The 26,533-nt window shown below is 62.7% G+C and carries 26 protein-coding genes; 8 read left to right on the top strand and 18 right to left on the bottom strand.

Annotated features, from left to right (window positions below):
- Positions 1–58: 58 nt before the first annotated feature.
- The 6 genes from accD to ACJ8QF_RS09830 form a co-directional block, all read right to left on the bottom strand.
- Positions 59–967 carry an acetyl-CoA carboxylase, carboxyltransferase subunit beta gene (gene accD / locus ACJ8QF_RS09855; RefSeq protein WP_004936126.1) on the bottom strand — a complete coding sequence of 303 codons (909 nt, stop codon included), beginning with the start codon at positions 965–967 and terminating at the stop codon, positions 59–61.
- Positions 968–1,199: 232 nt separating this feature from the next.
- Positions 1,200–1,862 (bottom strand): DedA family protein, encoded by a 663-nt coding sequence (locus ACJ8QF_RS09850; RefSeq protein ID WP_004936130.1) that lies wholly within the window; start codon positions 1,860–1,862, stop codon positions 1,200–1,202.
- 78 nt (positions 1,863–1,940) lie between these two features.
- Entirely contained in the window at positions 1,941–2,762 is an 822-nt protein-coding gene (gene truA, locus ACJ8QF_RS09845; RefSeq protein WP_004936132.1) for a tRNA pseudouridine(38-40) synthase TruA, read from the bottom strand.
- Positions 2,762–3,772, bottom strand: coding sequence for an aspartate-semialdehyde dehydrogenase (locus ACJ8QF_RS09840; protein ID WP_004936134.1), 1,011 nt, complete (start codon positions 3,770–3,772; stop codon positions 2,762–2,764). Before ACJ8QF_RS09840 ends, truA begins: the two co-directional genes overlap by 1 nt.
- Before the next feature lie 110 nt (positions 3,773–3,882).
- Entirely contained in the window at positions 3,883–5,004 is a 1,122-nt protein-coding gene (pdxB, locus tag ACJ8QF_RS09835) for a 4-phosphoerythronate dehydrogenase PdxB (protein WP_131164985.1), read from the bottom strand.
- A 53-nt stretch (positions 5,005–5,057) separates the two neighbouring features.
- Positions 5,058–5,831, bottom strand: a complete 774-nt coding sequence (locus tag ACJ8QF_RS09830) for an AraC family transcriptional regulator (protein ID WP_049189233.1) — start codon at positions 5,829–5,831, stop codon at positions 5,058–5,060.
- 117 nt (positions 5,832–5,948) lie between these two features.
- Here ACJ8QF_RS09830 and ACJ8QF_RS09825 point away from each other — a divergent pair, with 117 nt between their 5' ends.
- Complete coding sequence (locus ACJ8QF_RS09825; protein WP_004936141.1) at positions 5,949–6,869, top strand: DMT family transporter; 921 nt, start codon at positions 5,949–5,951, stop codon at positions 6,867–6,869.
- Here the strand turns inward: ACJ8QF_RS09825 and ACJ8QF_RS09820 are convergent.
- The 3 genes from ACJ8QF_RS09820 to ACJ8QF_RS09810 form a co-directional block, all read right to left on the bottom strand.
- On the bottom strand, positions 6,866–8,284 hold the full coding sequence (locus ACJ8QF_RS09820; protein ID WP_004936144.1) for a sensor histidine kinase: 1,419 nt from the start codon (positions 8,282–8,284) through the stop codon (positions 6,866–6,868). The genes ACJ8QF_RS09825 and ACJ8QF_RS09820 overlap by 4 nt on opposite strands.
- Positions 8,271–8,945: a transcriptional regulator TctD gene (gene tctD / locus ACJ8QF_RS09815; RefSeq protein ID WP_004936146.1), complete on the bottom strand. Its 675-nt coding sequence runs from the start codon at positions 8,943–8,945 to the stop codon at positions 8,271–8,273. The genes ACJ8QF_RS09820 and tctD overlap by 14 nt, the downstream gene beginning before the upstream one ends.
- Positions 8,946–9,112: 167 nt before the next feature.
- On the bottom strand, positions 9,113–9,358 hold the full coding sequence (locus ACJ8QF_RS09810; protein WP_275095015.1) for a hypothetical protein: 246 nt from the start codon (positions 9,356–9,358) through the stop codon (positions 9,113–9,115).
- Positions 9,359–9,718: 360 nt separating this feature from the next.
- Here ACJ8QF_RS09810 and ACJ8QF_RS09805 point away from each other — a divergent pair, with 360 nt between their 5' ends.
- From ACJ8QF_RS09805 to ACJ8QF_RS09795, 3 genes are read left to right on the top strand one after another with little or no spacing between them, the layout of a single operon-like run.
- Positions 9,719–10,699, top strand: a complete 981-nt coding sequence (locus tag ACJ8QF_RS09805) for a Bug family tripartite tricarboxylate transporter substrate binding protein (protein WP_015378599.1) — start codon at positions 9,719–9,721, stop codon at positions 10,697–10,699.
- A gap of 15 nt (positions 10,700–10,714) precedes the next feature.
- Entirely contained in the window at positions 10,715–11,146 is a 432-nt protein-coding gene (locus ACJ8QF_RS09800; RefSeq protein WP_004936154.1) for a tripartite tricarboxylate transporter TctB family protein, read from the top strand.
- A gap of 11 nt (positions 11,147–11,157) precedes the next feature.
- The gene (locus ACJ8QF_RS09795) at positions 11,158–12,675 is read left to right on the top strand and encodes a tripartite tricarboxylate transporter permease (RefSeq protein WP_016926872.1); all 1,518 of its coding nucleotides are present in this window, start codon (positions 11,158–11,160) and stop codon (positions 12,673–12,675) included.
- 34 nt (positions 12,676–12,709) lie between these two features.
- Here the strand turns inward: ACJ8QF_RS09795 and ACJ8QF_RS09790 are convergent, their stop codons facing one another.
- Positions 12,710–13,339: a CatB-related O-acetyltransferase gene (locus ACJ8QF_RS09790; RefSeq protein ID WP_442537489.1), complete on the bottom strand. Its 630-nt coding sequence runs from the start codon at positions 13,337–13,339 to the stop codon at positions 12,710–12,712.
- Positions 13,340–13,495: 156 nt separating this feature from the next.
- Positions 13,496–14,491 carry an EamA family transporter gene (locus ACJ8QF_RS09785; RefSeq protein WP_197753394.1) on the bottom strand — a complete coding sequence of 332 codons (996 nt, stop codon included), beginning with the start codon at positions 14,489–14,491 and terminating at the stop codon, positions 13,496–13,498.
- A gap of 172 nt (positions 14,492–14,663) precedes the next feature.
- On the opposite strand from ACJ8QF_RS09785, the gene pdxR (ACJ8QF_RS09780) reads away from it, so the two are divergent.
- On the top strand, positions 14,664–16,130 hold the full coding sequence (pdxR, locus tag ACJ8QF_RS09780) for a MocR-like pyridoxine biosynthesis transcription factor PdxR (protein WP_442537488.1): 1,467 nt from the start codon (positions 14,664–14,666) through the stop codon (positions 16,128–16,130).
- On the opposite strand, the gene ACJ8QF_RS09775 is transcribed toward pdxR (ACJ8QF_RS09780), so the two are convergent.
- Genes ACJ8QF_RS09775 through ACJ8QF_RS09760 form a run of 4 tightly spaced genes read right to left on the bottom strand, consistent with a single transcriptional unit; the run spans position 16,127 to position 19,781 of the window.
- Positions 16,127–16,627, bottom strand: a complete 501-nt coding sequence (locus ACJ8QF_RS09775) for a protein disulfide oxidoreductase (RefSeq protein WP_019453759.1) — start codon at positions 16,625–16,627, stop codon at positions 16,127–16,129. The genes pdxR (ACJ8QF_RS09780) and ACJ8QF_RS09775 overlap by 4 nt on opposite strands.
- Complete coding sequence (locus ACJ8QF_RS09770) at positions 16,620–17,336, bottom strand: DsbA family protein (RefSeq protein ID WP_442537487.1); 717 nt, start codon at positions 17,334–17,336, stop codon at positions 16,620–16,622. Before ACJ8QF_RS09770 ends, ACJ8QF_RS09775 begins: the two co-directional genes overlap by 8 nt.
- Positions 17,333–19,369 carry a protein-disulfide reductase DsbD family protein gene (locus tag ACJ8QF_RS09765; RefSeq protein WP_442537486.1) on the bottom strand — a complete coding sequence of 679 codons (2,037 nt, stop codon included), beginning with the start codon at positions 19,367–19,369 and terminating at the stop codon, positions 17,333–17,335. The genes ACJ8QF_RS09770 and ACJ8QF_RS09765 overlap by 4 nt, the downstream gene beginning before the upstream one ends.
- Positions 19,370–19,418: 49 nt before the next feature.
- Positions 19,419–19,781 carry a hypothetical protein gene (locus ACJ8QF_RS09760; protein ID WP_021505578.1) on the bottom strand — a complete coding sequence of 121 codons (363 nt, stop codon included), beginning with the start codon at positions 19,779–19,781 and terminating at the stop codon, positions 19,419–19,421.
- A gap of 205 nt (positions 19,782–19,986) precedes the next feature.
- On the opposite strand from ACJ8QF_RS09760, the gene flk reads away from it, so the two are divergent.
- Positions 19,987–21,015 carry a flagella biosynthesis regulator Flk gene (gene flk, locus ACJ8QF_RS09755; protein WP_044030780.1) on the top strand — a complete coding sequence of 343 codons (1,029 nt, stop codon included), beginning with the start codon at positions 19,987–19,989 and terminating at the stop codon, positions 21,013–21,015.
- Positions 21,016–21,019: 4 nt separating this feature from the next.
- Here the strand turns inward: flk and ACJ8QF_RS09750 are convergent, their stop codons facing one another.
- Positions 21,020–21,475 carry a rhodanese-like domain-containing protein gene (locus ACJ8QF_RS09750; RefSeq protein ID WP_049239810.1) on the bottom strand — a complete coding sequence of 152 codons (456 nt, stop codon included), beginning with the start codon at positions 21,473–21,475 and terminating at the stop codon, positions 21,020–21,022.
- 92 nt (positions 21,476–21,567) lie between these two features.
- Here ACJ8QF_RS09750 and pdxR (ACJ8QF_RS09745) point away from each other — a divergent pair, with 92 nt between their 5' ends.
- A complete protein-coding gene (gene pdxR / locus ACJ8QF_RS09745; protein WP_325961556.1) occupies positions 21,568–23,001 on the top strand; it encodes a MocR-like pyridoxine biosynthesis transcription factor PdxR in 1,434 nt (477 codons plus the stop codon).
- 27 nt (positions 23,002–23,028) lie between these two features.
- On the opposite strand, the gene ACJ8QF_RS09740 is transcribed toward pdxR (ACJ8QF_RS09745), so the two are convergent.
- Positions 23,029–23,925: an endonuclease/exonuclease/phosphatase family protein gene (locus tag ACJ8QF_RS09740; RefSeq protein ID WP_015378611.1), complete on the bottom strand. Its 897-nt coding sequence runs from the start codon at positions 23,923–23,925 to the stop codon at positions 23,029–23,031.
- A 217-nt stretch (positions 23,926–24,142) separates the two neighbouring features.
- Here ACJ8QF_RS09740 and pepT point away from each other — a divergent pair, with 217 nt between their 5' ends.
- Positions 24,143–25,390: a peptidase T gene (pepT, locus tag ACJ8QF_RS09735; protein WP_442537485.1), complete on the top strand. Its 1,248-nt coding sequence runs from the start codon at positions 24,143–24,145 to the stop codon at positions 25,388–25,390.
- Here pepT and ACJ8QF_RS09730 read toward each other — a convergent pair.
- The gene (locus ACJ8QF_RS09730; RefSeq protein WP_049189242.1) at positions 25,387–26,499 is read right to left on the bottom strand and encodes an SLC13 family permease; all 1,113 of its coding nucleotides are present in this window, start codon (positions 26,497–26,499) and stop codon (positions 25,387–25,389) included. The genes pepT and ACJ8QF_RS09730 overlap by 4 nt on opposite strands.
- Positions 26,500–26,533 lie beyond the last annotated feature (34 nt).

The raw sequence follows: 26,533 nt of genomic DNA, 5'->3' as shown, positions 1-26,533 counted from the left end.
ATCAGCCGTCACTTAGCCACAAAGTGGCGGCTGAACCCGGGCGGGATCTGTCTTTGCCTCAGGCGTCGGCCTGCTGCTCCGGCTCAATGACCGGCGCGGCCTCATCGAAATGCGGCTGCGGCTGGTTGGTCAGCTTGGACAGAATGCTCGCCAACGTTTGGCGCATTTCCGGACGGCGAACGATCATGTCGATCGCGCCTTTTTCGATCAGGAACTCGCTGCGCTGGAAGCCTGGTGGCAGTTTCTCGCGCACGGTTTGCTCGATAACGCGCGGGCCGGCAAAACCGATCAGCGCTTTCGGCTCGGCGATGTTGATGTCGCCCAGCATCGCCAGGCTGGCGGAGACACCGCCCATGGTCGGGTCGGTCAGCACGGAGATATACGGCAAGCCGCGCTCCTGCATTTTGGCCAACGCCGCGCTGGTTTTCGCCATCTGCATCAGCGACATCAGCGCTTCCTGCATACGCGCGCCGCCGCTGGCGGAGAAGCACACCAGCGGACAGTTGTCCTCCAGCGCCTGCTCAACCGCACGCACGAAACGCGCGCCGACCACGGAAGACATCGAGCCGCCGATGAAGGCGAATTCGAAGGACGCGGCGACGATCGGCATACCGTACAGCGTGCCCTTCATCACCACCAGCGCGTCTTTCTCGCCGGTCGCTTTCTGTGCGGCGACCAGACGATCTTTATAGCGCTTGGAATCCTTGAATTTCAGAACGTCCTTCGGCTCCAGATCGCTGCCCAGCTCCACTTCGCTGCCTTCATCCAGCAGGGTATGCAGACGCGCGCGCGCGCCCATACGCATGTGATGGTCGCACTTCGGGCACACTTCCAGATTCCGCTCCAGCTCGGCGCGGTAGAGAACCTGGCCGCAGCTGTCGCATTTAGTCCAGACCCCTTCAGGAATGCTCGCCTTACGGGTTTGTGTGATATTGCTCTTGTTAAGAATTCGTTCAATCCAGCTCATCGATGACCTTTCTGTTTGAACCTGGCACACGCCAGTCCGCTGTTCATGCTTTAACAATCCCCCCGAAAACACCCCAATGAAAAAATGCCCGTTCGCGGCGCGGCAAGCGCGGCGACTGAGGCATCGGCTTCAGGGTTGTTCGCAGGAACAGACCATAATGTCGCTCATTAAACCATATCGGCCCGACGCTGTGGACAAAAAACTGGTCGAACCGACAGGTTAAGCGATGTTTTTACTGTTTTTGCTGGCGGGCGGCCGCGCGCTTGTGGCGCCAAATTTCAATCACGCCCGGCAGAATCGAAACGATGATGATCCCGACGATCAACAGTTTCAGGTTCTCCTGCACCACCGGCAGATCGCCGAACAGGTAGCCAGCATAAGTGAAGAGCAGCACCCAAACCAGTGCGCCAATCACGTTGTAGGCGGCGAAGTGGCGATAGGACATATGCCCCATACCGGCGACGAACGGCGCAAAAGTACGCACGATCGGCACGAATCGCGCCAGAATAATCGTTTTCCCGCCGTGCTTCTCATAAAACTGATGCGTTTTATCCAGGTAGCTGCGGCGGAAGATTTTCGAATTCGGGTTGCTGAACAGCTTCTCGCCGAACAACCGCCCGATAGTGTAGTTCACCGCATCGCCGATGATCGCCGCCACGGCCATCAACGCCACCATGGTGTGCACGTTCAGATCGTTGGTCGGCAACGCCGCCAGCGCGCCGGCGACGAACAGCAAAGAATCCCCCGGCAGGAACGGCGTCACCACCAGACCGGTTTCACAAAACAGGATCAGGAACAGAATAGCGTAGACCCACATGCCGTATTGTGCGACCAGTTCGGCCAAGTGCACATCAATATGCAGAATGAAATCAATAATAAACTTGATGATATCCATAAATTCTCTCATTGATGCCGGGCGTTTCAATCACCCGGCAGAAGCACAAGGGAGCGACGCTTTCAGGCGTGCCGGCGTTTAATCGTCGGGCAAAAACAGCGGCCCCATCGGCGGCCGCGGCAGACCAAAGTGGTCAGGGTAATCCACGGCAACCAAATACAGCCCCTCGGCTCGCGCCGTCGCCGCCGCCAGATTGCGATCCTTCAGCGCCAGCAACTCGGCCATCCAGTTCTCACCCTGATTGCCACAGCCGATCTCCATCAGGCTGCCGACGATGTTGCGAACCATATGATGCACAAAGGCATTCGCCTTGATATCTACCACAATATATTCGCCGTAGCGCGTAACCTTAACGTGTTTTACGCAACGCCACGGGGTGCGCGACTGGCATTGCACCGCGCGGAACGACGTGAAATCGTTCTCGCCCAGCAGCGCCTGCGCCGCCCGATGCATGCGATCGGCGTCCAGCGGGTGATAAAAATGCGTTACCCCCTGCTGCAGCACCGCCGGCCGGTAGCGATGGTTGAAAATGATATAGCGGTAGCGGCGCGCGGTGGCGCTGAAACGCGCGTGAAAATCGTCGGCGACGGGGCTCACCCAACGCACCGCGATGTCCGGCGGCAAATGGGTATTCACCCCCATCGTCCAGGCGGCATCCTTGCGGCGCGCAGTGGTTTCGAAATGCACCACCTGCCCGGTGGCGTGCACCCCGGCGTCGGTGCGCCCGGCGCACAGCACGGTAATCGGCGCATCCGCCACCTTGCTCAACGCCTGCTCCAGGCGTTCCTGCACGCTGGCCACTTCTTGCTGCCGCTGCCAGCCGTAGTACCGGCTGCCGTCATATTCGATGCCCAGCGCTACCTTCAGCGTCGGCTGAGCGGGCGAGACCACCTCAGACATCAGTACATCTGCTCCTGCACCAGACGCTCGGCGGTTTCGATAGCCATCAACGCGCCGCCGAAGCGCACGTTGTCCGCTACCGTCCAGAACTGCAGCAGCTCGGGGATGCCGTAATCGTTACGCAGGCAGCCGATGCTGAGCGCATCGCTGCCGGAAGCGTCGGTGACCTGGGTCGGGTAATCGTCCTCTTCGCTCAGCTGAATGTCTTCAACCTCTTCGAGCTCGCTGCGCGCCTCTTCGGCGGACAGCGGGCGCAGCGCTTCCAGGTGCACCACCTGCGCGTGGCCATAAAACACCGGCGACTGAACGCAGCTCACCGAAATCGGCAGCCCTTCATCCTGCAGCACCTTGCGCACCTGATCGACGATCAGGCGCTCTTCGCGCACGCTGCCCTGCTCGTCGGCGACAAGCGGCAGCAGGTTGAACGCCAGCTGTTTACCGAAAACGCCTTCCTCGGCCGGAATGCCGTTCAGCAGGCGCGCGCTCTGGCCGGCCAAGTCGTCCACCGCCACCTTGCCGCGCGACGATACCGACATCAGCGTGGTGACGTGCAGACGCGACAGCCCCGCCTGTTCGGTCAGCGGTTTGATCGCCGTCAGCAGTTGGCTGACCATGCTGTCGGCCACCGCCACGATATTGCGGTTACGGTAATCCGCCAGCACCTGCGGGTTCACGCCCGGCACCACCAGCGGCACATCCGGCTCCATGGCGAACAGGCCGCTGGTGTCGATCACCAGGCAGCCCATGTTGCCGGCTTCTTCGGCATAGCGCGCGGAAGCGTCGCTGCCGGCGACGAAGAAGGCCAGCTGCGCCTGCGACCAGTCGAACTCTTCGGCGTTTTGCACCAGAAGAGACTTGCCGTTGAAGCGCACATTGGCGCCCGCGCTGCGCTCGCTTGCCAGAGGATAGAGCTCACCCACCGGGAACTGGCGTTCCTGCAACAATTCCAGCAACGCTTCACCTACCGCGCCAGTGGCGCCGAGCAGCGCGATATTCCAGCCGTCAGACATCGGGTTTTCTCCAGAGTATTTCATTCATAAAAGCACACGGGCAGTGCAATCACCGCCCGATAATCTTTACCGCTCACTGTAGCGGCGTTGGCTTAAGACAACCTTACGCCCTACGCCACGCTGAAGCCCAGCTTGCCGAGCAGCTCGGCGCTGGCGCTGTCATCGCATTGCACGACCAGCGAAGACCACTCGCGGCGCTCCTGGTAGTGCTTGCGCAGGCGATCGAATTCGCCCGGTTGCCCGGCGACTTTGCGCAATGGCGCATCATCGCGGCGCACATCATACACCAAGTGCATCAATCGTTTTAACCGCGCTTCATCCAGCGGCCCGTTGAGGCGGATCTGGCTGAACTCCGGCACCGGCAGCAGCGAGGCCAGCGCCACCTGCTGCGGCTGCCCCAGATGGCGGCTGAACGCTTCGAACACCTGGGTGGTGCCGCGCGCCTTGCCTTCCAGCGTATACCCGGCGATGTGCGCGGTACCAATATCCACCCGCGCCAGCAGCGGCAAGGCGAGATCCGGCTCCGGTTCCCACACGTCCAGCACCGTGCTCAGCTTTTTGCCCTTTTCCAGCACCTGCAGCAGCGCGGCGTTATCCACCACCGGCCCGCGGCAGGCGTTGATCAGAATGCGGTTGTCCGGCAGCGCCGCCAACAGATCCGCATCCGCCAGATGCAGCGAATGGTAAGGGCCGGATTTATTCAGCGGCGTATGGAAGGTCAGCACATCGGCCTCGGCCACCAGCTTCTCCAACGGCCAGAACTCCCCGGCGTCGCCGCGATCGGCGCGCGGCGGATCGCACAGCAGTGTGCGCACGCCCAACGCTTTGAGGCGCGCGTCCAGGCGGGAACCGACGTTGCCCACGCCGACGATGCCGACGGTTTTATCCCGCAGGTGGAAGCCGTCGCGTTCGGCCAGCAGCATCAAGGCGGAGAACACATACTCGACCACCGCGATGGCGTTGCAGCCCGGCGCGGCGGAAAACCCGATGCCCTGCCGTTGCAGCCAGGCGTCATCGACGTGATCGGTGCCGGCGGTGGCGGTGCCGACAAAGCCAATGCGGCTGCCGGCCAACAGGGCTTCATTGACCTTGGTGACCGAACGCACCATCAGCGCATCGGCATCCGCCAGCGCCTCAAGCGGGATCGGACGCCCCGGCACCGCCTGCACGTCGCCCAGGCGGCTGAACAGCTCGGCCGCGTACGGCATATTTTCATCAACCAGAATTTTCACTGCGTTCTCCGACGGTTTACGGCTATTGGTCTGCGAAATAGTGTGCCACTGAATCAGGCACGGCGAAAGCGCTCAGGGGTGGTGCCGGCGATCTGCTGGAACATGACGATAAAGGCCGACGCGGAGCTGTAGCCGACGTCCAACGCCACGTCCTGCACGGTTTTGCCCTGCTCGAGCAACGACACGGCATGCAGAAAACGCAGGCGCTGGCGCCACTCGCTGAACGACATGCCCAGATCCTGCTGGCAGCGGCGCGACAGCGTGCGCTCGGTGGTGTAGACCCGCGCCGCCCACGTCGCCAGCGAGGTGTTGTCCGCCGGGCAATGCTCCAGCGCTTCCAGCACCGGCGCCAAAAATTTGTCGTCCGACGACGGCAGATAGGTTTGCTGACGCGGCGACAGGCGCAGCTGGTCGATCAGCACCTGACAGAGGCGCAAATCCTCCTCCGCCTGTGGGATGTACTGCTTGCGCGCATAGAAATCCTCGGCGATGGCGCGGAAGATGGGCGTTACGCTCACCAGACAGGGGTCGGCCGGCATGCCGGCGCACAGCGCCGGCATGATGTCCACCATGCGGCACTGCGCCAGTCGCTGGTTGTAGCAGGAGTGTTCGATGCCCGCCGGCGCCCACAACACGAACTCCGGCGGCGCCAGAAAGCGCTGCCCGCCGATGCGCAGCACCATCACCCCGGCTTTGACCCACATCAACTGGCCCCAGGTGTGGCTGTGCGGCTGGAATTCGGTGCGCGCGTTAAACTCTTCACAGCGGAACTGCACCGGGTTGGGCGCCGGGATCAGCGACTCAGGGAAATGGCGGATTTCTGGCATGGTTTCGTCCCGTGATTTGTCTTGTTTACGCCGATTTTTGTCTGGATATCGCTATATATGATAAACCGGACACGCGTAGACTAGCCAGCATGTTGGACGTTATTGAGAATAATTATCATGAATATGCTCTTCCCGCTGTTGGCCGTGCTGATATGGTCGATTAACGCCGTCGTCAGCAAACTCTCCGCCACCGCCATCGATCCGGCGGCCATTTCACTTTACCGCTGGCTGCTGGCGCTGATCGCCCTGACGCCGTTCGTGCTGCCGGGCGTGCTGCGCAATTGGGCGCAGGTGCGCGCCAACTGGTGGAAACTAATGATCCTCGGCTTGCTGGGCATGGTGCTGTATCAAAGCCTGGCCTATTACGCGGCGCACAGCGTCAGCGCGCTGTTTATGGGCATCATCGTGTCGCTGATCCCGCTGCTGACCATCCTGATCAGCATCGTCCTGCTGCGCATTGCGCCGACCGTCGGCGTGCTGCTCGGCAGTATTCTCTCCTTCGGCGGTTTAATCTGGCTGGTCAGCGGCGGCCAGCCCGGCGTGCTGCTGCAGCACGGTATCGGCAAGGGGGAATTGATGATGCTGCTCGCCACCGCCTCTTACGCGCTGTATGGCGTGTTGACCAAACGCTGGGCCATCGCGCTGCCGAACTGGCAATCGCTGTACGTGCAGATCCTGTTCGGCGTGCTGCTGCTGCTGCCTAATTTCCTGATGGCGCAGGATGTCGGCTTGAACGGCCATAACCTGCCGCTGGTGCTGTTCGCCGGCATTCCGGCTTCGATCATCGCCCCGTTCCTGTGGATCCAGGGCGTGATGCGCCTGGGCGCCAACACCGCCTCGATCTTCATGAACCTGGCGCCGGTGTTTACCGCCGCTATCGCCGTACTGTTCCTGCATGAGCAGTTGCACGGTTATCACTTGATCGGCGGCGGCATTACCCTGCTGGGCGTTATCCTGTCGCAGCGGCTGCGCACGCCGCTGACGCGTAAAGCCAAAGCCCCGGCGGCCGACGTCGAGTCCTGCAAAGAACAGGCTTAAGGCAACAGCCTGAAACGCACCCGCACCAACAGGCCGCCCAGCGCGGCGGAGCTCAACAGCTCCGGGCGGGTGCCGTGATAGGCGGTGATGTCCTTCACCAGCGCCAGCCCCAGGCCGGCGCCCGGCTGATCGCCCACGTTGTCCAGCCGGTGAAACGGCTGCAGCGCCAGCGCCTTGTCCTGCAAGGCGATGCCGGGGCCGCTGTCTTCAATCTCCAGCACGCCTTCCCCCGTCGCCTTCTCCTGCGTGAGGCGAGCGGTGACCACGCCCTGACGCGGTGTGTATTTCAACGCGTTGTCCAACAGGTTGGCGCACAGCTCGGCCAACAGCAGCGGTTCCCCCGCCACCTGACACGCCGCTTCACCTTCGAAGCCGAGATCGATCTGTTTGCTGCGCGCCTGCGGCAAGCGGGAAAAACAGGCGTCGCGCAGCACCTGCGCCAGGTTGACCGGCTGCAGCTTGCGCTCGGCCTGGTGCTCGCTGGCCTTCAGGCGTGAGAGATACAGCAGGCGGTCGGTCAGTGCCACGGTATTGTCCAGCGTCGCGCTCATCGCCTGCAGGCTTTCGCGCCACTGCTGCGGCCGATCGCTGGCCAGCGCCACCCCGACCTGAGTCTTCAACACCGCCAGCGGCGTGCGCAGCTGGTGTGAAGCGTCGGCGCTGAAACGTTCCTGACGCGCTACCATCAGCCGCAGCCGTTCGATATAGCGATTGAACGCCACCAGCAGCGGCTGCATCTCCGACCACGGCAATACCCGCGGCAAGGGCGTCAGCTCGCCCGGATCGCGGCGCAGCATGATGCCGGAGAGTTTACGCATCGGCTTCAACACCCGCTTGAGCAGCGCGAACGCCAGGATCAGGGTCAACACCACCACCGTGCCCTGGCTCAGCAGCGCCGCGATCATCATCTGCCGCGCCAGGTAACGGCGCGACTCCAGGGTTTCCGCCACCAAAATGGTCGCCATGCCGCTCACCCCCGACTCGTTGACCGGCTGAAACAGCGCCGCCACGCGGATCGGCCGGCCGAGGTATTCCGCATCGTAAAAATGCACCAGCGCCGGGTAGAGCGTGGAGCGCGGGATATGGGGCGGCAGCGACGGCAAATCGTCATAACCCGAGATGCTTTTTCCCTGCGGCGAAATCACCTCGTAATACAGCTGATCGTTCATGTTGCGCTCGAAGCTGTCGAGCACCACATAGGGCACATCGACCGCCAGCTTGCCTTCGCGCACCACCAGTCGCTCCGCCACGGTGCGCGCCGACGCCAGCAGCGTGCGATCGTAAGCCAGAGTGGCGGCGCTCATGGCGCTGAAGTAGTGGGTGTAGATAGAGATGCCGCCCAACGCCAGCAGCGGCAGGCCAAAAAACAGCAGCAGTTGATAGAACAGCGAACGCGGGGCGTTAAACCACCGCATTGCAGAGCTCCAGGCTGTAGCCCAGACCGCGCAGCGTGACGATCGCCACGTCGCTGCCCTGCAGCTTTTTCCGCAGGCGGTGTACGTAAAGCTCGATGCTCTCCGGATTGGCCTCGTCGGACAGCGTAAACACCTGCTCGAACAGCTGTTGTTTGGCCACCGGGCGGCCGCGCCGATGCATCAGCGCGGTCAACACCGCCAGTTCGCGCGGCGTCAGCGCCAGCGGCTTGCTCTCCAGCAGAAAATAGCCTTCGTCATGGTAGGTCAACGCGCCGTACTGCAACGCCGGCTGCGGGGCACCGACGCTGCGGCGCAGCAGCGCCCGAATGCGCGCCTCCAGCTCGTCCAATTCGAACGGCTTGGTGAGGTAATCGTCCGCCCCCAGATTCAGGCCCCTTACCCGATCGGCCACGTCGGTGCGCGCCGTCAGCAACAGCACCGGCAGATCCTGCCCACGCTTGCGCAGGCGCGCCAGCAAATCCAGGCCGTTCAAACGCGGCAGCGCCACATCCAACACCGCCAGCGCATAACGCTCGTTGAGCAACAGATGATCGGCCGCCACGCCGTCCGGGGCGACGTCGACGGCAAACCCGGCACCGGTCAGCGCCTTTTGCAACCAGTGAGACAGCTCGGGGTGATCTTCAACCAATAACAGTCGCATGTTCCCATTCCATTGATTTACCTGAACAACCTGGCGCCGACACGGCGTCCGTTAACAGGCTGATAACAAAGGATGGCATGGAAAATAAGGGGATAAAAGAGCGCCGCGCCGCCAGTTTTGGGAGCTGGCACACAATTATGCGTATGGAGCGCGATCGCAGGGCGGCGTCAGATCAGCGGAATGGGGCTATCGGCAACGGCAATGTCCAGCACCGGGCGCAGCTTGTCGGAGGTAAACGGCGAAGAAACCAGCACGGAGCGGTTGTTGGCGGCAAACACCAGATCGATGCCGGTCACGCAGGCGGTCATCTGACAGGCATACTTTTCACCGTCGGCGTTAACGAAATGCAGCTCAAACACGCCAACCTCGGCGCGCAGGCGCTTCAAACGACACTGCCCGCTTTCTCCCGCCATCTCGGCGTAGACCTCAGGCAACCGTTTAATTGCGCATACTTTGGCGCTGTCCCTGCCACCAAACAATTTCCCTAACGAAAACATATTACTGCGTCTCTATTCATTTCACTGATCATGATTTTATCGCAAAAGCAGAACGGCAAACCTGATATTACGCAGGATTTTGGCCGGTTTAGCGCCCTGTTCTTGCCCTCGTTTCTATGGTAGCGCACCCGCCATTCGCTGGCGACAAGAGACCCTAATCACAGACTGGAAACTTTTCCGGCCACTGAAAGGTAAATGAAAGGTTGTTGTTTTAACAATCCTGCAACCGCACCCGGCGGGATTTCACAACCAGAACAATACCGAGGGCAAGTCACAATGAAAAAAATAATGACCCGAACCTTTACCGCCGCCGCCCTGTTGCTGGCGGCCTCTCAGTCCTTTGCCGCAGAGGCGCCCAAACGCACCGAATGCATTGCGCCGGCCAAACCCGGCGGCGGCTTCGATCTGACCTGCAAACTGATTCAGGTGTCGCTGCAGGATACCAAGGCCATCGATAAACCGATGCGCGTCACCTATATGCCCGGCGGCGTCGGCGCGGTGGCCTACAACGCCATCGTCGCGCAGCGCCCGGCGGAGTTCGGCACCGTGGTGGCCTTCTCCGGCGGCTCGCTGCTCAATCTGGCCCAGGGCAAGTTCGGCCGCTACAACGTGGACGACGTGAGATGGCTGGCGGCGGTCGGCACCGACTACGGCATGATCGCAGTGCGCGCCGACTCGCCTTACAAAACCCTGAAAGACCTGATGGACGCTTTCCAAAAAGATCCCAACAGCGTGGTGTTCGGCGCCGGCGCCTCCATCGGCAGCCAGGACTGGATGAAAACCGCGCTGCTGGCGCGCGAAGTCGGCGTGGATCCGCGCAAGATGCGCTACGTGGCGTTCGAAGGCGGCGGCGAGCCGGTCACCGCGCTGCTGGGCAACCATATTCAGGCGGTTTCCGGTGACCTGAGCGAGATGGTGCCTTACCTGCAGGGCGACAAGATCCGCGTGCTGGCGGTGTATGCCGAGCAACGCCTGCCGGGCCAGCTGGCCGACATTCCGACCGCCAAAGAGCAGGGATACAGCCTGGTGTGGCCGATCATTCGCGGCTTCTACGTCGGGCCGAAAGTCAGCGATGAAGAGTATCAGTGGTGGATCGACACCTTCCAGAAAATGATGGCGACCGACGAATTCAAACAGCAGCGCGATCTGCGCGGCCTGTTCGAATTCAACCTGACCGGCAAAGAGCTGGACGCCTACGTGAAGAACCAGGTTGCCCAATACCGTGAGCAGGCGAAAGTGTTCGGCCTGGCCAAATAACCGCAGGGGAAAACCATGAGCGATCGTATTTTTGCCGGCTTTTGGCTGCTGCTGTGTATCGGCGGGCTGTTCATCGGCTGGGGTATCCAGAGCGAATACAGCTATGAACCGCTGGGGCCGCGCCCGTTCCCGCTGGCGATCCTCAGCCTGATGGCGCTGTGCGCGGCCCTGCTGTTGCTGCGCCACCCGCAGGCGGTGGAGTGGCCGCACAGCAAGGTGTTGCAGCGGCTGCTGGTGCTGGTGATCACCCTGGTGCTGTATGCCTGGGGCTTTGAATGGCTCGGCTTCCCGCTGGCGACCGCGCTGCTGACGTTCAGCATCGGCCTGTTGTTTCAGGCCAGCCTGCCGGCGGCGGCCATCTCCGGCGTCATCATGGGCGCAGCGTTGTACTACGCCTTTGACCAACTTCTCGATGTCACACTGCCGCTCGGCGCCTGGCTGAGCTAACGGGAGCGATGATGGATACCTGGATGTATTTGACCCAAGGGTTTGAAGTGGCGCTGGTGCCGCAGAACCTGATTATCGCCCTGATCGGCTGCTTCGTCGGCACCATCGTCGGCCTGTTGCCGGGGCTGGGGCCGATCAACGGCGTGGCGATCCTGCTGCCGCTGGCGTTCGCCCTCAAACTGCCGGCCGAATCGGCGCTGATCCTGCTGGCGACGGTGTATATCGGCTGCGAATACGGCGGGCGCATCTCGTCGATTCTGCTCAACGTGCCGGGCGACGCGGCGGCGATCATGACCGCGCTGGACGGCTACCCGATGGCGCAGCAGGGGCGCGCCGGCGTGGCGCTGTCCATCTCGGCGGTCAGCTCGTTCGTCGGCTCGATGATCGCCATCGGCGGCATCATTCTGTTCGCGCCGCTGCTGGCCCGCTGGTCGCTGGCCTTTGGCCCGGCGGAGTATTTCGCCCTGATGGTGTTCGCCATCGCCTGCCTCGGCAGCATGATGAGCCAGAACCCGCTGAAATCGCTGCTGGCGGCGCTGATCGGCCTGGGGCTGGCGACGGTGGGCGTCGACGCCAACACCGGCGTTTACCGCTTTACCTTCGACAGCGTGCACCTCTCCGACGGCGTGCAGTTTATCGTGGTGGTGATCGGCCTGTTCTCGGTCAGCGAAATCCTGTTGATGCTGGAAAGCACCAGCGCCGGGCAAAAGCTGGTGCGTAAAACCGGCCGGTTGCTGTTCAACCGCAAAGAGGCGGCGCAGTGCGCGGGCCCGACCCTGCGTTCGTCGGTGATCGGTTTCTTCGTCGGCATTCTGCCGGGCGCCGGCGCCACTATCGCCAGCGCGCTGACCTACATGACCGAGAAAAAAATCAGCGGCAACAGCGATACCTTCGGCAAGGGCGATATCCGCGGCGTCGCGGCGCCGGAAGCGGCCAACAACGCCTCGGCCTGCGGTTCGTTCATTCCGATGCTGACGCTGGGGGTGCCGGGTTCCGGCACCACGGCGGTGATGATGGGCGCGCTGACGCTGTACAACATCACCCCCGGCCCGGCGATGTTCACCGAACAGCCGGATATCGTCTGGGGGCTGATCGCCGCGCTGCTGATCGCCAACGTCATTTTGTTGATCATGAACCTGCCGCTGGTCGGTCTGTTCACCCGCATGCTGACCATCCCGCTGTGGTTCCTGGTACCGGCGATCGCCGCGGTTTCGGCGGTGGGGGTTTATGCGGTGCACAGCACCACCTTCGACCTGCTGTTGATGGTCGGGTTGGGCGTGTTCGGCTACATTCTGCGCAAAATGCATTTCCCGATGTCGCCGCTGATTCTGGGCTTTGTGCTGGGTGAGATGCTGGAACAAAACCTGCGCCGCGCGCTGTCGATCAGCAACGGCGAGTTCGGCATCCTGTGGAGCAGCAGCATCGCGCAAACGCTGCTGGTATTGGCGGTCGCGGTGCTGGCGTTGCCGCCGCTGCTGCGCCTGATGCGCAAACGCCGCCAACCGGCGGCCGAGGCCAAGGCCGAGTAACGCGAAACGGGCGGGGATCCCCCGCCCGTAGTGTTTAACGGCGCAAGGCCGCCATTCCCCTTTCCAGCGCCCCGATATCGTTATCGGCAAGCAACGGCTGGATCGCCGCAAACTCCGCCTCGGACAAGTCATAGAGGCGCAAGGCAAGCAACCGTGCGATGACTTCCGGCGCGAACCGCCAACGGATAAACCTCGCCGGGTTACCACCGACGATGGCATAAGGCGCAACATCGCCGGCCACCACGCTACCGGCGGCGACGATCGCCCCCTCGCCTATCGAGATCCCCGGCATCAGCATCGCCCGCATGCCGATCCAGCAGCCGTCGCCCAGCCGGGTATCACCTTTGGGACGGTATGCCTGCTTGATGGTTGCCATAAACGGGTACAGGCTCAGCCAGTCGATGCGATGGGTGTGATTACCGCCCATCAGGATCACCGCTTCGGCCGCGATGCACACATAATCGCCGATCAGCAGGCGATCTATTTCGCCCAGCGGCTGCCATTGGCGGCTGACCGCGTCGCCGTGCAGATAGCGCACCACCGAGCGTTCGAAGCCGTTATCCCAGCAGTCGCTGTAGTAGCTGTGGGTGCCTTTGACGATGATATTCGGGTTGGTCACCGTCTGATGCAACAGTTCGGTTTGGGACCAGTGTTTTTCGGACATGGCGTATTCTCTTGTTACCGGAATAAAAGCCACGGAACGGAATGTCTGTGGCCGTGTTGTCGTTCACTCAACACGGCCATTCAAGCGATAAGCGCTCGTTTCAATCTCGGGTTATTCATCATTAGTGCCTCCCTTGCGAGGCACAAGGGTAACCGATCACGCCTCGGCGGTCTTGCTTTTCAACAGCAGCACCCCGCCCATCACCAATGCGCTGCCCAGCAGCTGCAGCTGATTCATGCTTTCCCCCAGCAGGAAATAGGCGATCACCGCGGTGAACACCAGTTCCAGCGACAGGATCAGGTTGGCCACCGCCAGCGGCAGCGTTTTCAGGCTGATGTTATACAACCCGAAGCCCAACAGCGTCGGCCCGGCGGCCAGTGCCAGCAGCAACAGCCAGCCGCTCCACTGGATGCCTTGCGCGCCGTGCGACAGGAACCACAAATCGCCGGCCATGCCGTGGAACGCCGCCAACGGGAACGCCGTCAGCGCCGCGTTGAACGCCAGCTGATACAACGCCGAAAAACCGAACACGTACAGGATGGTGTTCCACACCGGATAGCCGCGTTCGCTGGCCACCCGCCCGCCGAGGGTATACAGGGTATAGCCGATGCCCGACAGCATCCCTACCAGCAGCCCCAGCAGATCGAAGTGGCTGTTCCCCATGCTGTCGCCGTTGCTGACCAGGAAGCAACCGCCCAGGCTGATGGCGATCACCAGCAGTTGGCGCAGCGTCAGGCGCTCGCTGTACATCACCCAGCCGAGGAACACGGTAAAGCCCACCGAACAGTAGGTCAGTATGGTCGCCACCGACGCGCCATTCAGCGCTACCGACAGCGTCCACAGGCTGTTGAACAGCGCCAGCAGCAGCCCGTAAAGCGCGTAGAACACCACCTGCTCACGGCGCAGACGCGCCCACTGCGGTTTCACCAGCAACAGCAGCGGCAACAGCACCAGCGCCACCAGCGCCGCGCGCCAGAACGCCAGCACGAAGGTCGGCAGCTGATAGTACTCGGTCAGCGCGCGGATGATGATAGCGGTAAAGGCCAGCAGCATGGCGCTGATAATGGCGATGACGTAACCCTGGTGGCTGCCCTGCAAGAGGCGCGCGCCGGGCAACGCCGGCCGGGCGGAAACGCCTGACGGTAATGACATGAGATCCTCGGGAAAATGGCGACATAAATGCTCAGGCGCACAGTGTAACGCGGCCATTTTTTCCCACTATAGCCACTTTTTGGCGTTGTCATGCAGGCCACTTTTCTGCGCTTGAAGCCCTGTTGACATGGGGTATAGTAAAAAGCCATCTCCCTAACCGGGCCAATTTCGCATGCACATCCCGTTAGATCGCGAACAGGACGTTCCGCTGTATTTGCAGATCGAAGAAGCGCTGCGGCGCGCCATCCTCACCGGCGTGTTCGTGGATGGCGACAAGCTGCCCTCGACACGCACGCTGGCTGCCGAATTGGCGGTCAGCCGTTTGACGGTGGATAACGCCTATGCCGAACTGGCGGCCAAGGGCTTTTTGCACCAGCGGCGCGGCAGCGGCGCCTATGTCGCGCACCCGCAGGCGCAAACGCGCCCGGCCCGGCCGACCAGCAACGCCCCTTTCCCGCTGGAGAGCTTCACCACCCTCACCTCGCGGCTGGACGGCTACGCCGACGCCCCGCTGCCGGAGGGGCTGATCAACTTCGCCGCCGGCGTCGGCAGCCCCAAGATATTTCCGCTGGAGGCGTTTCGCAAAGTGCTGCTGTCGGTGCTCAGCCGCCACGCGGAAGAAGCCTTCAGTTACGGCGAATACTGCGGCTACTACCCGCTGCGCGATACGCTGAGCCGCATTCTCAGCGCCCAGGGCATCCCCACGCAGGCCGAACAGGTGCTGATCACCAACGGTTCGCAGCATGCCATCAGTCTGGTGGTACAAAGCCTGCTGGCGCCGGGTGATACGGTGATCGTCGAAGAGCCGACCTACGCCGAAGCGCTGGGCCTGCTGCGCCAGCACCGCATCAATATCGTCTCCGTGCCCGGCGATCGCCACGGCATGCTGGTCGATCGACTGCCCGAACTGCTGGAACGCCACCGCCCTAAACTGATCTACACCATCCCCAACTTCCACAACCCGACCGGCCGCTGCCTGAGCGAGGCCCGCCGGCGGCGCCTGCTGGCGATCGCCCAACAGGCCGGCGTGGTGATCCTGGAGGACGACTTCGTCGGCGATCTGCGTTATCAGGGCAAACAGCTGCCGTCGCTGCGAGCGCTGGCGCAGCCGGGCGCGGTGATCTACGTCAGCACCTTCTCCAAAATGCTGCTGCCCAGCATGCGCATCGGCTATCTGGTGGCAGACAGCGAACACTATCAGCGTTTCGCCAGGCTGAAACACGTCGACAGCTTCACCAGCTCCAGCCTGATCCAGCGCGCACTGGACGCTTTCGTCACCGTCGGCCGTTACGACAAGCAACTGCGGCGCGCCGGACGCGTCTACCGCCTGCATCTGGAAGTAATGATCGACGCGTTGCAACGGCGGTTGCCGCCGGGGTGCCGTTTCGAAACGCCGCAAGGCGGCTTGTTTATCTGGCTGACGCTGCCGGAGGCGGTGACCACCACCGAGCTGATGCCGGTGGCCTGGCGACACGGGGTGACCTTCGCGCGCGGCGAATGCTTCTATGCGCAGGAACAGCTGGGCGCACACGGCCTGAGGCTGAATTTTGCCGCCAACTCGCCGCCGCAGATTGAAGAAGGTATCGCCCGGCTGTGCCGGGCGATTGAGGAGGTAATAACGGAGAAAAACGCGGGTTAGACGGCGGCCCACCACAGCCGCAGCTTCATCCCCCAGTAGCTGGTCCAGCCGGTGGTGCTTTGCACCACCTTGCCCTGCGAGATCACCACGAAGGTCGGCGTGACGCCAATCCGCCACTGCGCCGACAGCGCCCCGGCCGGATCGTTGACCACCGGCAGCGCCAGCCGTTTACGCGCCAGCCACTGCTTCACCTGGGCATCATCGCCCGATCGCAGCGCGACGGTCAGCACGTTGCCGCCCGCCGCCTGCAAGCGGGCGACGTCCGGCGTGGTGAAGCGGCAAACGCCGCACCAACTGGCCCAGAAGTAAACCAGCAGCGGCCGATCGTGGCTGAGCTGCGCCAACGACACCTTCTCGCCGTCCAGCGTGGTCAGCGTCTGAGCATCGAAGGCTGGCGGCGCCTGCGGCGCGTTCAGCCAATCCATCACCGTCACCACCGCCAGCGCGATCAGCGCCAGCAGCAACAACTCGCGCCCCCAGCGCTTGAGCTTAGCCATTTTTGGCCTTCGCCAGCTGCTGTTTCACCATCGCTTCCAGCTCTTCATACGACACCGCCCCCGGCAACATCCGATCGCCGATCAGTGTCGCCGGCGTCCCCTGCACGCCCAATTGCTCCGCCAATTCCATATTGGTGCGCAGCGTGGTCATGCTCTGTTCGCTGGGCGCCTCCGCCTTGACGCCGGTTTTCTCTTGCGCAGCGGCGATGCTGGCATTGTCGTGGAAGCCCTTTTTCGCCATCAGCCGCTGGTGCAGGGCCCAGAATTGATCCGGGTGCTGCTGCCAGGTGGTGAGCGCCACGCGCGCCGAACTGACCGAGCTTTCGCCCTTGAACGGCAGCAGTTTCACCACCAGCGCCACATCCGGGTATTGCTTGACAATCTTCTCCAGCATCGGATCAAAACGCTTGCAGTACGGGCAGTTATAGTCGGTAAAGGTCACCAGCGTCAGTTTGGCGTTGGCGGCGCCCAGGCGCGGGCTGGCCGGATCCTGGTACAGCGTTTTGGCGTTCTGCTTGATAGCCTGGCTGATTTGCTCGCCGGCGGTTTGCTGCTGCCAGGCGTCCACCGCCTGCGCCAGAATGTCCGGGTTGGACACCAGCGTTTCGCGGATCATCTCTTTGATACGCGCCTCTTGCGCCGGAGTGAAAGGTTCGGCGGCCCACGCCGGGGCGGCGATAATCATCAGTAAAATCAGTAATTTTTTCATTTTTCGGTTCCTTTGGCATGGGAAAGCGTTTGCAGCACGGCGTCACGGGTCAACAGCGGGGATAACACCTCGCCGTCCGGGCTGCCGGGGCCATAGACTTGGTTGAAGGGCACGGCGACGCTGCCGCGCTTTTGCAGGAAGGCGCCGATGTCGGCCGACGGACGGCTCCAGTCGCCGCGCAGCGCGACCACATCGTCGGCGCTCAGCGCGCGCTGTACGTCATCACGCAGCAGCACATTGAACTTGTTGGCTTTACAGGTCACGCACCAGTCGGCTGTCACGTCGACGAACACCCGCTTATGCTGCGCCAGCGCCTCGGCGATCGCTTGCTCGCTCAGCGGTTGCCACTGCACCCGATCTTGCAACGGTTGGCGCCACAGGCCGGCGGTCAGCGATCCGGCCAGCAGAACCACGCCCGCCAGCACCACAGTGCCTGCCGCCAGCTTGGCCGCCAAGCGTGCCCCCTGTTGGCGCCACACCGCCAGCAGCAACGCCAACAGCGCCAACGCCCCCAGCCACAGCGTGGCCTGCACGCCGATATGGTTGCTCAGCAGGCTCAGCAGCCACAGCGACGACGCCAGCATCAGCAGCCCCATCGCCAGCTTGACGGTATTCATCCAGCGGCCGGGGCGCGGCAATCGCAGCGCCAGCGACGGCCAGGCGGCGATCAGCAGCCACGGCAGGCTCATGCCGATGCCAAGCGCGATGAACATGCCCCACAGCACCGGCAGCGACGCCGCCAGCGCGAAGGCCACCGCCGTGCCGAGAAACGGCGCCGAGCACGGCGTCGCCAGCAGCGTGGCGAACGCGCCCTGCCAGAAATGGCCGCTCAGACCGCGCCCGTTATGGGTCGCCAGCGAGGTATTCAGATCGGACGAGAGACGTAAATGGAACAGGCCGAACAGGTTGGCGCTGAACAGCAGCGTCACCAGCACCATAAAGCCGATAAACCACGGGTTCTGGAACTGAATGCCCCAGCCGAGCGCGTGGTTGCCGAGCCGCAGCAGCGTCATCAGCAGGGCCAGCGCCATAAACGAGGCGACGATGCCCAGCGACGACGCCAGGAACTGCAGACGAACGCTGCGCCGATCGCGCCGCTCCACCTGCAGGATGGAGCCGAGCTTGATGCCCAGCACCGGCAGCACGCATGGCATCAGATTGAGGATCACCCCACCCGCCAGCGCCATCAATACCGCCTGCCACAACGGGAACGCCGCACCGGCGGGCGCGGCCAACGCATCGCCAATCGGCAGCGTAATCTGCTGCGCCATGCCGCCGTCGTCGATCACCAGCGTCAGCGTTTTGCCGCGCAGATCCGGCGCCGCATCGCCCCAGCCATCGCTGACCGGCACTCGCGCCAACAGCTGATCGCCGTCGGTTTCAACCTGCGGCTTGCCGAGATCGGCATCCGCCAGCGTATCGAAAAACAGCGCAGGTTGTTGCCAGCCGGCGGCGCGTTCGGCGGCAATCTGCAGCTCGCCGCTGCGATACCCGGCCTTGACGCTTTCCGTCAACCCGGCGGCGATCGGCACCTGCCCCATCGCCTGCGCGAAGTCGTGATTAAACTGCGGATCGTTCGGCGTCGTCAGATCCAGACTGAACGGGTAGTCGGTCAGAATGCAGACGTTGCTGCAGGTGGACAGCGTCAGCGTACCCGCCAGCGGGCCGGATACCTGGCCTGACATCACGATCGGCAACGTGACCCGATCGTGATAGCCCTGGGTGGAAATGCCGGCCACCTCGAAACGCTGCGGCGTCGGCCAGTGCCAGGTCGCCGGCGGTGGGTTGCCTTGCCAGACGATAGCCGGCGCGATGCCGCCTTCGCCCGGAGAGCGCCAATAGGTTTTCCAGCCTTTTTGCAGCTCGACCGACAGCAGCAGGCGGGTCTCCCCCGGCTGTGACGTGTCGGCGCGCAGCCGCACCTTGGCATGATCGTTGGCCGGATTTTGCAGCCAGCCGCTGTCCGCCGCCTGCAAGGCAGGCAACCACAGCATAAACAGGCAAGCGCAGGCCAGCCTGATGATTTTCAACATGTTAATTCTCCATAAATGATTAATTCACCACGAAAAACGGGCGATTAACTCATTCACGGAAGACGCATAATCGAAGGTGCACCCTGAGGGTGGGGGGTGAAATGGCGCGAGGAGGAGGAATGCGCAGACGCGCGGCAATGGTCGGCGCCAACAGAGCCAGCAGCAGACCCAGCCCGAACAGCACGGCTTCGAACATCACCGGCGGCGCGGCCAGCAATGACTTGGCGCTCAGCTCACAGGGTGTCGGCTGCGCTTCGGCGGCCTCATCGCCGGATTGAACGGCGGTGGCGGCCGGGATCCCCAGCGTTTGCTGCAGCGCATGCAGGCCCGCCATGCGCTGGGTCATGCACGTCAGCACCACCAGGCAAGCCAGGCATAAAAACCATTTTGCAATCCGCTGCCGTTTAACCATGCCATCCTCATGTTCAGATCTGGGGTTATCTTAGCGGCGCAGACGCGATTAGCAACGTTTTGTCGGTAAAGAAATGTCTGAGCGGCGGTATTGATGGCGGCGATTTACAGGTATCATAGTGGGTAAGCCTGCGCTTTTCGCCGGGTACGATGACGATTCTCTCCTCCAGGCATTCTGCGGGGATACACAGCGAAGGACTGGTGATATGCAACCTTTGAGTGGGCCGGGCACCCCAATCGCCGGCGAACGCCCCCCCTCCCCGGGCAAAACGGCGGCCACTGACGATCAACCCCTCTCTCCGGCGCAGCGCACGACGCTGGAAAAACTGATCGTGAAAATCATGACGCTCAGCCCGGTCAAATCGGCGGAGATCTGGGCGTCTCTGCGTCACGATCTCGGCGCCGACAAAGGCGGCGAACTGCTGGCGCGCCATTTTCAACCGGCGGAACAGCTGCTGCAAACGCGCCTGACGCAGGCGCAACAAAACCATGCCGGGCGCCAACTGCTGCAACAGCTGGCCGAATTGCTGCCGCAGGGCAATAACCGCCAGGCGGTCAGCGACTTTATTCGCCAGCAGTTCGGCCATACGGTGTTGAGCCAACTGAGCCCACCGCAATTGCAACAGGTACTTAATCTGTTGCAAACCGGCGGCCTGACCATTCCCCAGCCGCAGCAAACCGCCACCAGCGATCGCCCGCTGCTGCCCGCAGAGCATCAAAGCCTGCAGCAGCAGATCACCAAACTCAGCGCCGCCACCGGCGAAGCGCCGGCTAAAATCTGGCAAACGCTGTTCGATCTGGCGGGCGTGAAAACCAACGATCCGCTGCCGGCGCGCCACTTCCAGCTGCTGAACCAGTTTTTACAGGTGAAGGTGGCGCTCAGCCCGCAGAACGCGCCGACGCTGAACAACCTGCTGGCGGCGCTCAAGCAGCCGGCGGACGAGCGAGAACTGCAGCAGATGAACGACTATTGCCAGGCGCGCTTCAACTGCGGCGCCAATGCGCCGCTGACGCATCCGCAAATGAGCGACGCCATTCATCAGCTGTTTGCCCGCCGTCTGGATAAAGCCGGCCAGGCGCAGCCGATCGCCAGCCACCCTGTCGAACCGCAGCCGCTGCTCAACCCGCTGATCGCCGCCTTGCCTCTGCCGCTGCAAAAAGCGCTGAGCAAGCCGGCCGTGGCGCTGATCCTGCTGCTGTTGGCGTTGGCGATCGTGCTGGCGCTGGTGTTTTAACGCCTCAGGCGCAGCCGCAGTCCTCAGCAGCCGCCCGATCGCGCAACGATCCCGGCTGTTCTCCGATGGCCAATGGATGGCCATCGCGCAGCCAGAAGTCCAGCCCGCCGATCAGCTCCTTCACCCTGAATCCCAGTTTCGCCAGCTTGTAAGCGCCTTTGGTGGATCCGTTGCAGCCAATGCCGTCGCAGTAGGTCACATACACTTTCCGGCGATCCAGCTGCGCCGTGCCAGCTTCATCCATCAGGCGATGCGGCAAACTGAGCGCACCGGGGATATGCCCGGCGGCGTACAGCGCCTCCGCGCGGGTGTCGATCACCACCATCCCGTCCACGCCATTGCGCAGATCTTCCGCCACGTCCCAGGCATCCGCATAGCGGCTCAGTTTGGCCGCCAGATAAGCCAGGCTTTCTTCCGGCGCCGCCGGCGGAAAAGCCAGCACCAATGATTCTTTCGACATATCACTTACTCCCGTGCATCAGACAGATGACAATAGTGCCCCATTTTGGTCTTATGATTGATACCCATTATCCACAGATGATAAGACCCATTATGCGGCACACGCTGATCACGCTGTTTCAGCAATCGCCCCAGGCCATCGGCACGCTGCGCGAACGTCTTTGTGCGGCATTGCGGCAGGCCATCCACCACGGCGCATTGAGCGTTGGGCAACGCCTGCCCTCCAGCCGAGTGCTGGCTGGGGATCTGAAACTCTCAAGGGTGACCGTCGAAGCAGCGTACGGCCAGTTGGAGGCGGAGGGGTATTTGCAGCGCCGCGTCGGCCAGGGCACATTTGTGGCTATCCGCATCGCCAAATCGCCGCCGCCGCTGCCCCGCACCGCCATGCCGCGCCTTTCGCAACGCGGCCAACAGATCGTGCAAACCGGCGGCTGCCGCGATCCGCAGCAGCCACAGGCGTTTGCCGCCGGCTCGCCGGATCTGCGCGCGTTTCCGCTAGCCTTGTGGAAGCAACTGACCGCACAGCGCCTGCGGCTACAGGGAGAAAGCCTGCTGCGCTACGGCGACCCGCAGGGCTATTTGCCGCTGCGTGAAGCGATTGCTGCCCACGTCAACCAAACGCGCGGCGTAATCTGCGATGCAAACCAGGTTATCGTGCTGACCAGTTCACAGCAGGCGCTGCAGCTGATCGCCACGTTGCTGCTGGACAGCGGCGACAGCGTCTGGATGGAAGAACCGGGTTACGCCGGGGCGAGAAACGCCTTTATCAGCGCCGGCGCCGCCCTGACGCCGGTGGCGGTAGACGGCGACGGCCTGCGCGCTGAGCCCTCCTTGCCCGAGCCGCGTTTGATTTATCTGACGCCCTCGCACCAATACCCAACCGGCGCAGCGCTCAGCCTGGCGCGCCGCTTGGCACTGCTGACGCTGGCGGAAAAGCAGCAGGCCTGGATCATTGAGGACGATTACGACAGCGAGTTTCATTACGACGGCCTGCCGATACCGGCGATGCAGGGTCTGGATCGCCGTGGCCGGGTGCTGTACCTCGGCACCTTCTCCAAATCGCTGTTCCCTTCGCTGCGGTTGGCGTACCTGATCGTACCGCCCACGCTGGTTGAAGCGTTCGTCACCGCACGCACGGTGTATGACGGCCACAGCGCCCAACTGATGCAGGCGGTCACCGCCGAATTCATCCGCCAGGGGCACTTCGCCGCGCATATCCGCTACATGCGCCAACTCTACCATAGCCGGCGCGATGTGTTGCTGGCGGCAGTACGCGAAAAACTCGACCACTTCGCCACCCCCGCTCCCGCCGCCGGCGGCCTGCAGCTCAGCGTCTGGCTGCCGCCCGGCCAGGAGGCGGCGCTCAGCCGGCAGGCGCGGCGGCTCGGCATCCTTACGCCCGGGTTAACAGCGCAATACCAAACGGTTCAGGCGCAGCGCGACGGGTGGCTGCTGGGCTTTTCGGCGCTGACGCCGGGCGAGATCCGCTGCGCCGTCGAGCGGCTGGCGCGGATCACCGTGGCTTAGCCTGGCCCCAATGGGACGCCGATCGGCTTATTGTTCGGTCAGGCGCATCTCCGCCACCAGCGGCAGGTGGTCGCTTACCGCCGGCCAATGCACGCCGTTCCAGTCGCCGCTGGCGTTCGGCACCGTCAGGCTGTCCAGATGCCAGCGCTGCGCGTTGCCGGTGAAGATGTAATCCACCTTGATCTCGGCGTTTTCCGCCGGCCAGCTGCGGCCGTCCTGCCCGTTGGGCATGATATCGTTCCAATAGCGGCTCAGCTCCAGCCAGGTGACGCTGCCCGGCACATCGTTCATATCGCCGAACAGCAGCTTGATGCCGCGCACTTCGATGGTGCGATCGTTCAGCTCCCGTACCTGATCCAGACGCATCGTCGGATCTTCCTTGGTATCGAGGTGGGTGTTGAACAGGGTGATCGGCGTCGGGAACTCCGGCACATCGACCTTGGCGCTGAAGGCGATGCGCTGTTCGCGCTGGCCGGACGGCAGCGGATAGATCACGGCATCGTGCAGCGGATACTTCGAGAGAAACGCCAGGCCGTATTCGCCGCCGTCGAAATCGATCGCCCGGCCGAACACCGCCTGCATGCCGGTCAATTTCGCCAGTTCCGCCGCCTGATCGACCCGCCCGCTGCGGGCGGTGAGTTTATCCACCTCCTGCAGCGCCACCACGTCGACATTCATCGCGCGAATCGCCTTGGCGATGGCGGTCATGTCGCTGACCTTGCCGGCGGCGATATTGAAGCTGGCGACGCGGATCTTCGGCGCCTGCTCCAGTTCGTAGGTTTTGTTCTTCAGGCCGCCCAACGCGCTGGCCACTTCGCGGCTGTTGGCGTTGCTGTTGGCGTGCCCGGTATCGGCAGACGACCAGGCGCTGTGAGAGATGCCCAGGGACAGTAAGGTGATAAGCAGAGCGTGACCGGTGTGCATGAATTCTCCTTGAGGGACAGATAAGTGTTATGTGGGCGCTTCCTGGCCCACAGCTAACACCGATTTTGCCGCAGAAACCTGCGACTATTTCCTAGTTGCACCGCTATTTTTCGTTTCTGCGCGATGCTTCGCATTCTGGCGGTTTACGCATTGCACCGTTGGACAAACGGCTGATTTCGTTTTAAAACCGGTAGATTGCCAACCGCGAGGAGTTCCGATGACCAGCCCGATTGCCGAACAGCTTACCGAACGTTTCTTACGCTATCTGGCGGTGACCAGCCAGAGCAACGCCGCCGCAGCCACCCTGCCCAGCACGCCGGGGCAGCATGAGATGGCGCAACTGTTGGCCGACGAGCTGCGCCGGCTCGGCCTGGCTGACGTGCAGATCGACGAGCACGCCACCGTGACCGCCCGCAAGCCCGGCACCCAACCCGGCGCGCCGCGCATCGGCTTCATCACGCATATCGACACCGTGGACGTCGGCCTGTCGCCCGAGATTCGCCCGCAGCGCCTGCGCTTCACCGGCGAAGATTTATGCCTGAACGCCGAGCAAGGCATCTGGCTGCGTACCGCCGAGCATCCGGAGATCCTGCCCTACCGAAACGAAGAGATCCTGTTCAGCGACGGCACCAGCGTGCTGGGCGCCGACAATAAGGCGGCGGTCACCGTGGTGATGACGCTGCTGGCCAACCTGACCGCGGCCGATCGCCACGGCGATATCGTGGTGGCGTTCGTGCCGGACGAAGAGATCGGCCTGCGCGGCGCCAAGGCGCTGGATCTGCAGCGTTTCCCCGTCGATTTCGCCTACACCATCGACTGCTGCGAACTGGGTGAAGTGGTGTACGAGAATTTCAACGCGGCGGCGGCGGAGATCCGCATCGAGGGGGTGACCGCCCACCCGATGTCGGCGAAAAACGTATTAATCAACCCGATACGCATCGCCAACGACATCATCAACCGATTCGACGTGCAGGATACCCCGGAGCACACCGAGGGGCGCGAGGGCTATTTCTGGTTCACCGATCTGGCCGCCAACGCCAATCAGGCGACGCTGAAGGTGTCGATTCGCGACTTCGATCGCGCGGCGTTCGAGGCGCGCAAGGCCCGCCTTGAGGAGACGGTGCGCCAGGTGGCGGCCAACTACCCGCGCGCCAACGTCAGCTGCAGCGTCAGCGACATCTACAGCAACATCAGCAACGCCATCGGCGAAGACCGGCGCGCTATCGATCTGATCTTCGGCGCCCTCGCCGCCCACGGCATCCCGCCGAAGGTGATCCCGATGCGCGGCGGCACCGACGGTGCGGCGCTCTCCAGCCGCGGCATCCTGACGCCCAATTACTTCACCGGCGCGCATAACTTCCACTCGCGCTTCGAGTTTTTACCCGTCAGCGCCTTCGTGAAATCCTATCAGGTGACCCGCAGCATTTGCCTGCTGGCCGCGCGGCAAAGCGGCCAACCGGCTTAGCTCATCACCCAGCCGAGCAACGCGGCCCATGCCAACAGCGGCAGCGAATAATAGTGGAAGCGCAACCAGATCTTGCGCTCCCCCGCCATGCGCAACGCAATCAGGTTGGCGAGCGATCCGATCGCCAACCCGAAGCCGCCGGCGTTGACCGCATAGGCCAGCTGAGCGCTGGAGGGAACATAGTTGAGTAACAGTATGGTGGCCGGCACGTTGCTGACGATCTGCGACAGCCCGACGCCCAACGCATACACGCTCCCCTCGCTCAGCCCGGCGATGGCGGCGAACGCCGGCTGAAGCGGCGGCAAACGGGTAAACAGGCCGACATCGATGAACATGGCGGCGAACACGAAAATCAGGCTCCAGTCGATCTGCAACAGCACCCGGCGCGCCAGCAGCAAGAAACCGGCGAACACCGCCAGCAGCCCATACAACGGCAGATCGAAATCGAGACACAGCAGGAAAACCGCATACAGCCCTACACAGCTCAGCAACAGCGGCCGCTGATAGGGATAGCCCTCGGTATTCGGTGCTTTCACGATGTCGCGCGCCGGGAAGCTGAACCAGGTCAGCGCCAGCAGGCTCAACATCATTGCGGCACCAAACGGCGCCATCTGGCCGATGAAACCGAGGAAAGAGAGGCCGGAGCGGCTCCACAGCAGGATATTTTGCGGGTTGCCGATCGGCGTCAGCAGCGAACCGGCGTTCACCGCCAGCGCCTGGAAGATGATCAAGCGGCCGACCGGCAGCGCCGACAGCTTTTTCAGCGTGATGGTGAGCGGTATGACGATAAACAGCGCCACGTCGTTGGTAAGAAATGACGACAACAGCGCGGCGGAGAACACCAGGAACAGCGCCAGCCGCCGTTCGCTGTGCAAGCGATTGATAATCTTGCGGCCGACAAAATCGAAGTAGCCGCTGACCTCCACCCCTTTGGTCAGCAGCATCAGCCCCAACAGGGTGATAAGGGTGCGGCCGTCGATGAAACCACCCAGCGCTGCCAGCGGCTGCGGATGAAAGGCGAACATCGCCACGCCGGCCAGCAGCAATGCATGCAAGAAACGGTCTTTGGCAAAGGGATGGATGAGCCGGGAAATGGCGGTTGAACTCATAGCGGCAGTGTGAACCTCACCGAAAAGAATGGGC

Source organism: Serratia sp. CY81684, from assembly GCF_052166595.1.
Lineage (GTDB): Bacteria > Pseudomonadota > Gammaproteobacteria > Enterobacterales > Enterobacteriaceae > Serratia > Serratia nematodiphila.
The sequence above is the reverse complement of the archived record's forward strand: the minus strand, read 5'-3'. Positions and strand labels throughout refer to the sequence as shown.

Bases quoted from the DNA above. Each gene is read 5' to 3' on its own strand.
- accD (WP_004936126.1), bottom strand. From the start codon at position 967: ATGAGCTGGATTGAACGAATTCTTAACAAGAGCAATATCACACAAACC.
- ACJ8QF_RS09850 (WP_004936130.1), bottom strand. From the start codon at position 1,862: ATGGATATCATCAAGTTTATTATTGATTTCATTCTGCATATTGATGTG.
- truA (WP_004936132.1), bottom strand. From the start codon at position 2,762: ATGTCTGAGGTGGTCTCGCCCGCTCAGCCGACGCTGAAGGTAGCGCTG.
- ACJ8QF_RS09840 (WP_004936134.1), bottom strand. From the start codon at position 3,772: ATGTCTGACGGCTGGAATATCGCGCTGCTCGGCGCCACTGGCGCGGTA.
- ACJ8QF_RS09830 (WP_049189233.1), bottom strand. From the start codon at position 5,831: ATGCCAGAAATCCGCCATTTCCCTGAGTCGCTGATCCCGGCGCCCAAC.
- ACJ8QF_RS09825 (WP_004936141.1), top strand. From the start codon at position 5,949: ATGAATATGCTCTTCCCGCTGTTGGCCGTGCTGATATGGTCGATTAAC.
- ACJ8QF_RS09820 (WP_004936144.1), bottom strand. From the start codon at position 8,284: ATGCGGTGGTTTAACGCCCCGCGTTCGCTGTTCTATCAACTGCTGCTG.
- tctD (WP_004936146.1), bottom strand. From the start codon at position 8,945: ATGCGACTGTTATTGGTTGAAGATCACCCCGAGCTGTCTCACTGGTTG.
- ACJ8QF_RS09810 (WP_275095015.1), bottom strand. From the start codon at position 9,358: ATGGCGGGAGAAAGCGGGCAGTGTCGTTTGAAGCGCCTGCGCGCCGAG.
- ACJ8QF_RS09805 (WP_015378599.1), top strand. From the start codon at position 9,719: ATGAAAAAAATAATGACCCGAACCTTTACCGCCGCCGCCCTGTTGCTG.
- ACJ8QF_RS09800 (WP_004936154.1), top strand. From the start codon at position 10,715: ATGAGCGATCGTATTTTTGCCGGCTTTTGGCTGCTGCTGTGTATCGGC.
- ACJ8QF_RS09795 (WP_016926872.1), top strand. From the start codon at position 11,158: ATGGATACCTGGATGTATTTGACCCAAGGGTTTGAAGTGGCGCTGGTG.
- ACJ8QF_RS09790 (WP_442537489.1), bottom strand. From the start codon at position 13,339: ATGTCCGAAAAACACTGGTCCCAAACCGAACTGTTGCATCAGACGGTG.
- ACJ8QF_RS09785 (WP_197753394.1), bottom strand. From the start codon at position 14,491: ATGTCATTACCGTCAGGCGTTTCCGCCCGGCCGGCGTTGCCCGGCGCG.
- pdxR (WP_442537488.1), top strand. From the start codon at position 14,664: ATGCACATCCCGTTAGATCGCGAACAGGACGTTCCGCTGTATTTGCAG.
- ACJ8QF_RS09775 (WP_019453759.1), bottom strand. From the start codon at position 16,627: ATGGCTAAGCTCAAGCGCTGGGGGCGCGAGTTGTTGCTGCTGGCGCTG.
- ACJ8QF_RS09770 (WP_442537487.1), bottom strand. From the start codon at position 17,336: ATGAAAAAATTACTGATTTTACTGATGATTATCGCCGCCCCGGCGTGG.
- ACJ8QF_RS09765 (WP_442537486.1), bottom strand. From the start codon at position 19,369: ATGTTGAAAATCATCAGGCTGGCCTGCGCTTGCCTGTTTATGCTGTGG.
- ACJ8QF_RS09760 (WP_021505578.1), bottom strand. From the start codon at position 19,781: ATGGTTAAACGGCAGCGGATTGCAAAATGGTTTTTATGCCTGGCTTGC.
- flk (WP_044030780.1), top strand. From the start codon at position 19,987: ATGCAACCTTTGAGTGGGCCGGGCACCCCAATCGCCGGCGAACGCCCC.
- ACJ8QF_RS09750 (WP_049239810.1), bottom strand. From the start codon at position 21,475: ATGTCGAAAGAATCATTGGTGCTGGCTTTTCCGCCGGCGGCGCCGGAA.
- pdxR (WP_325961556.1), top strand. From the start codon at position 21,568: ATGCGGCACACGCTGATCACGCTGTTTCAGCAATCGCCCCAGGCCATC.
- ACJ8QF_RS09740 (WP_015378611.1), bottom strand. From the start codon at position 23,925: ATGCACACCGGTCACGCTCTGCTTATCACCTTACTGTCCCTGGGCATC.
- pepT (WP_442537485.1), top strand. From the start codon at position 24,143: ATGACCAGCCCGATTGCCGAACAGCTTACCGAACGTTTCTTACGCTAT.
- ACJ8QF_RS09730 (WP_049189242.1), bottom strand. From the start codon at position 26,499: ATGAGTTCAACCGCCATTTCCCGGCTCATCCATCCCTTTGCCAAAGAC.